General features: G+C 38.0%; 4 protein-coding genes. 1 reads left to right on the top strand and 3 read right to left on the bottom strand.

The annotated features are described in order from the left end of the window. Positions 1–48: 48 nt before the first annotated feature. Positions 49–1434: an AmmeMemoRadiSam system protein A gene (amrA, locus tag K6G87_RS04425; RefSeq protein ID WP_296834433.1), complete on the bottom strand. Its 1386-nt coding sequence runs from the start codon at positions 1432–1434 to the stop codon at positions 49–51. 306 nt (positions 1435–1740) lie between these two features. Between amrA and K6G87_RS04420 the strand changes: the two genes are divergently transcribed. Continuing rightward, on the top strand, positions 1741–2193 hold the full coding sequence (locus K6G87_RS04420) for a hypothetical protein (RefSeq protein ID WP_296834431.1): 453 nt from the start codon (positions 1741–1743) through the stop codon (positions 2191–2193). Positions 2194–2261: 68 nt separating this feature from the next. Here the strand turns inward: K6G87_RS04420 and K6G87_RS04415 are convergent, their stop codons facing one another. Together K6G87_RS04415 and K6G87_RS04410 are read right to left on the bottom strand one after the other, a co-directional pair. Further along, entirely contained in the window at positions 2262–3176 is a 915-nt protein-coding gene (locus tag K6G87_RS04415; protein WP_296834430.1) for a YitT family protein, read from the bottom strand. A gap of 90 nt (positions 3177–3266) precedes the next feature. Continuing rightward, on the bottom strand, positions 3267–5060 hold the full coding sequence (locus K6G87_RS04410) for an ABC transporter ATP-binding protein (protein ID WP_296834428.1): 1794 nt from the start codon (positions 5058–5060) through the stop codon (positions 3267–3269). Positions 5061–5256 lie beyond the last annotated feature (196 nt).

Genomic DNA, 5256 nt, shown 5'->3' with positions numbered 1-5256 from the left:
CCCACAAATAAGTTTTCTTTCTACATATTTCAAGTCTTTTACAATATCCTAATGATGCCTTACAACTTCAAATCTTTGAAGTTCAACCTTTTCATATTCACCAATCCCGGCTTTTCTCTTAGCTATAGCAATCTGATCATCTACAGTATCAACTCCTTCAAGATCGGGAAGAAGGAGCCCACGTCTTAAACCATTTGTGACTATAACCCCATATTTTCTTACATCAAGCTCCTTTTTGGAATCAATCTTTTGCGCATCTCCAAGTACATCTACACTGTATTCAAGCTTTTCAAGCTCCTTTTCTTCAACAGACTCAAATCTGGGATCTTTCGTTGAAGCAGATATTGCATTTTGTATGATTTCCCTGGCTACGCAGTCGCAGGTGGCAGATATAGTTCCTATGCAGCCTCGAAGTCCTCCTCTTATATGAAGAGATACAAAAGCGCCTGCGCTTCTTTCATACATTTCTGAAGGAAGATCATCCGGAACTTTTATGACATAACCTTCCTTTATATATGTTTCTATCGTCTTTCTGGCAAGAGATACATAAGGATCTTCCATAGCTTTTTTCTCCAAAAGGGATTTCTTTTCATCTTCAAGATATTTATCAAGATACCTTTTATCATCATCGCATCCAATGACCTCATAGGTGCAGATTCCATAGCCTACTCCAGTCACATCCTGGTGTGATAGCTTATTGGGATTTACTTTTAGCCCGTCAAAGGCACCTCCCATTATGACAAAAGACCTGTGGCCGCATTCAGAAGCTTTATCACACAGATATGGATCGAATTTCAAAAGTTCGCCAAAAGCACCTCTTCCCATACAATCCATTACCTTTTCATCATATAAAGGCCCGTTCTTATCAAAGCCATATGGCCCATCTTCTCTAAGCTTATGAGACAGATCACCGCTTGCTACAAATACAACGCGCCTTCCAAGTTCATCAGCAGCCTTTTGCACTATCTGTCCCATTTTATAATGGTCAGCAAAAGAAATCCCGGAAAGCCCCATACGTACAAGCTTGAAGTCAGTATATTTTTGCATAATGAAATAAAGAGGAACGATCGTTCCATGATCTAGAGACTTATCCCGCTCTCCCATGTATCCTGCAGGAATATCCTCATCTTCTGCAAGCTCGCACAATCTGTTAGAAAGTTCAGAATCATAAGAAACGCTAATCTTAACGCTTCCTGCGCCAAATCTTGCCAGATCTCCGCTTGCTTCATATCCGGGAGATATATGAAGATAATCAGAATACATAATGCTATGAGGAGATGACAGAACAATTGTATCAGGCTTTAATGAGGCCACAAAATCTGCTGCCTTTTCATAAGCCACAGTAGTCTTTCTGATAATACTCTCGCCACCTTTGCCAACTTCCGGAACTATAAGCGGCGGATGAGGAACCATAATACCACCAACAATGCCCATATACGTACCTCCATCTGTACAATCCAGCTCTTACAAGCCTCACACTACGTACAATTTAGATTAAAGAGTCGATATGTGTGAAAAGAAAATAATCATATTTTATAAATATTTTGTAAAATGCTTTATTTATTATTATTTTTATGATATTATAACTGTAACTAAATAGGTTTAGCTTTAATATACTCAATTGTTTTGACATAAAATAGATCACTTTGGAATTTAAAGCGCAAGGATGTGACTTTGATTCCTATTATCTTTTCGGAGCCTCGAAAAGGATATGGATATCCGCTCCAGAAAGGGGTTCATATGCAAGTATCATCTGTAACAATGAACAATGCTGATCTCTCAACAGCTATCTCATCTTATCAGAAAGCTTTAAGAGAAGATAAAGTTCAGCAAACACAAAGTCAGCAACAACAGCTCCAGACAAGGCAGGATACCGCATCCAAGGATGCTGATGCCGTAGTATCAATAAGCCAGGAAGGCAAAGAAGCTTACGAGAAGAGCCAGCAGGTTGCAAAGTCCAGCGAATCAGAGACTTCCAACGATCAGTCAGGTTCTCAGAATTCAGCAACTTTTAAATCCTTCCCTGAAGGAAGCGTAAAGCAGTTATCTCCAACACAGTCAGAAACCGATCCCGTTAGAAGCGAGATTGCAAGTGCAAATGCACAGTCAGCTAACGAGTCTGTAAACAACGCTTCACAACTCGAGAATTTCGAGCTTAATCCAGCCATTACCGCTATGCAGGAAACTGCATGATATCCGAATAGTAATACCCCACTACACCGGTCGTTTTCCCCAAACGACCGGTATTTGTTTGTGCTCTTTCAGAATATTCTCTCAGACAGTGATTTAGAACGGTACTTGACCTCATTAACATCATATATTGTCATAAATGCCTGAGGATCCACTTTCTGCATATAATTCATAAGCTGCTGATATTCACGCTTATCAACTATGACAATTATCTCATTGTGTTCCTGCATTCTATATGCACCATAAGCTTTATAGATAGTAGCACCGCTATGAAGATTCTCGATTATAAACTTTCGAATCTCCTGTTCTTTGGGTGACGTAATACATACCCGTCTTTTTCTATTGCGGTTAAAAATAAATTCATCAAGTATCACACCATTAAAATAGCTTCCAAGGATACTTAAGATTACAGTCTTTGAATCATAGACAAGTGCTGCAGAAAAGGCAATTGTTACGCCTACAGCTGTCGCAGCCCTTCCAAGTTCCATGTGAAGATATTTATTAAGTATCATAGCAAGGATATCTGTACCACCTGAGGAAGCATTAAGTGAAAAAAGGATACTGACGCCAATGCTCACTGTAAATATATATGCAAGTACATCAAGTGCCATATCACCTGTAAGTGACTTATTATCAGGAAATAATCGCTCAAAAACACCAAGAAGAAATGGTAATAAAATAGATGTATAAACTGTCTTACTTCCAAACTCATGGCCACAGGTCAAAAAGCCTATTACCAAAAGAATAATATTGATACAAAGAGTAATCTGAGAAACAGAAAAAGGAATCAGATTTGTAAGCACTATAGCCAGTCCCGATACACTGTTTACAGCTGTATGACTCGGTATAAGAAAAAAGAATACAGCTCCGGCTATTATAACTGTAGCAAGTGTGATGACTATAAATTCCTTGACCACCTCTACTGGAGTTTTGTGAATTATATCATCCTTCGTTGTTATTGTATCACTATTATTAACCTTTTCCATAATCCCGCTTTTTCACTGATCAAGCCATCCCTGGTGATCAAGTATTACCTTCTTTCTTAAAATATAAAAACTGACAGCCCAAAATCACTTTCAGTCAAGTTCTGCCATACGATTCCACAGTTTGTAATAAGTTCCCTGCTTCTCGAGGAGGGATTCGTGATTGCCTTCTTCAAGTATTCCGTCCTTACTTAAAACAATTATCCTGTCAGCATTCTGAACAGTTGTAAGCCTGTGGGCTATAGTAATGGTAGTTCTGCCTTTTGCAAGCTTTTCAAGACTCTTTGTAACAAAAAGCTCACTCTCATTATCAAGCGCAGAAGTCGCTTCATCAAGTATTAATATTTTAGGATTCTTAAGAAATACTCTCGCAATAGAAATACGCTGCTTCTGTCCTCCAGATAATTTTACTCCTCTTTCACCAATATAGGTATCCATACCTTGAGGAAGTCTTTCTATAAATTCATCAGCACCTGCCATGATTGCAGCTTCTTCAATCTCTTTGTTACTAGCTCCAGGTCTTCCGTAAGCGATATTGTCACGAATAGTACCGCTAAAAAGATATACATCCTGCTGAACTATACCAATTGACTGACGAAGACTCTTTAAAGTAACCTTACTGGTATCCTGACCATCAATATCGATACGTCCTGAAGTCACATCATAAAATCTTGGGATAAGGTTACATATAGTAGTCTTACCACCTCCTGAAGATCCTACGATAGCAAGATTTTCTCCTGCCTTGATATCAAGATCAAAATCTCGAAGTACCTTATTATGATCATCCGGATATTCAAAATTAACCTTTTTAAAGCTTATGGATCCTTCTGTAACCTTGATATCAGTTGCACCCTCAGCATCTTTAATATCTATAGGCGTATCCATGATCTCTATAAAACGCTCTATACCTGTCATTCCACGCTGGAACTGCTCCGCAAACTCAACTATCCTTCTGATAGTAGCTATAAGTGTTGATACATACAGAATATAAGCAACAAGATCTCCTGCACTTATAAGATCATTTATAAGGAAAAGTCCACCACCAAGAATAACTACGCTATACATAAGACCATCAAACATTCTTGTTGATGTTCCGAAAGTTGCCATTGCATAGTAAAATCTCTTCTTTATTGTCTGAAACTTGATATTTCCTTTTTCGAACTTATTCTTTTCCTCTTCTTCACCTGTAAAAGCCTTAACTATACGTTCTCCAAGAAGGCTTTCTTCGATTGCTGCATTAAGTTCTCCAACCTGTACTCTCTGAGCCTTCTGGGTCTGACGAAGCCAATGATTGATCTTAACAGATACATAAAACATGATAGGAAGACAAGCAAAAATCATAAGTGTAAGAGGAAGTGATGCTGCTGATAATATAACAAATGAAACAACCATCTTGATTCCTGCGATGAAGAACTCTTCAGGACAATGATGAGCAAATTCCGTAACATCAAAAAGGTCATTGGTTATACGGCCCATGATCTGACCTATTTTATGATTGGAATAATATGTAGCAGATAATCTCTGAAGATGATCAAAGGCATCACGTCTCATGTCAGTTTCTATATATACGCCCATAATATGACCCTGTGACTGCATATAGAAGTTAGCACCTGCATCAACAATTCTTAAAAGCACATATAAAGCTGTCATCCTCAAAAGAGCAGCTACTGTCAAAACTTCCGCACTACCCATTGCAGAATTGGTAAGCCTTCTCATGATCATTGGAAGCACTATATCACATAAAGTGGTAAGAGACGCAAATAAAAGATCAAGGCACAGAAGAAGTCTGTACTTTTTAATATATGGAATGAATCTTCCAATAAGAACCTTTGATGAATAAGTCTGAGCTCCTGTAGTTTTTTCGATAGCTGCCGCCTTTACTGCCATAAACCCTCCCGATCACATAAAATAATCTTGCAAAAACGTGCCATGATCAACATGTTTTGCAAGATTAAATTATATTCTATTTATGCGTATTGTGATATAGGAAAATTAAAGAATTTTAGATTTCGCTATCAATAGTTTTCATAATCTTCTCTATTAGGGCAATTTTCAAAATCTTCTATCAGTTCGTATAATAAAT

This window comes from Butyrivibrio sp., from assembly GCF_024699075.1.
This window is presented reverse-complemented; position numbering and strand designations above follow the sequence as displayed.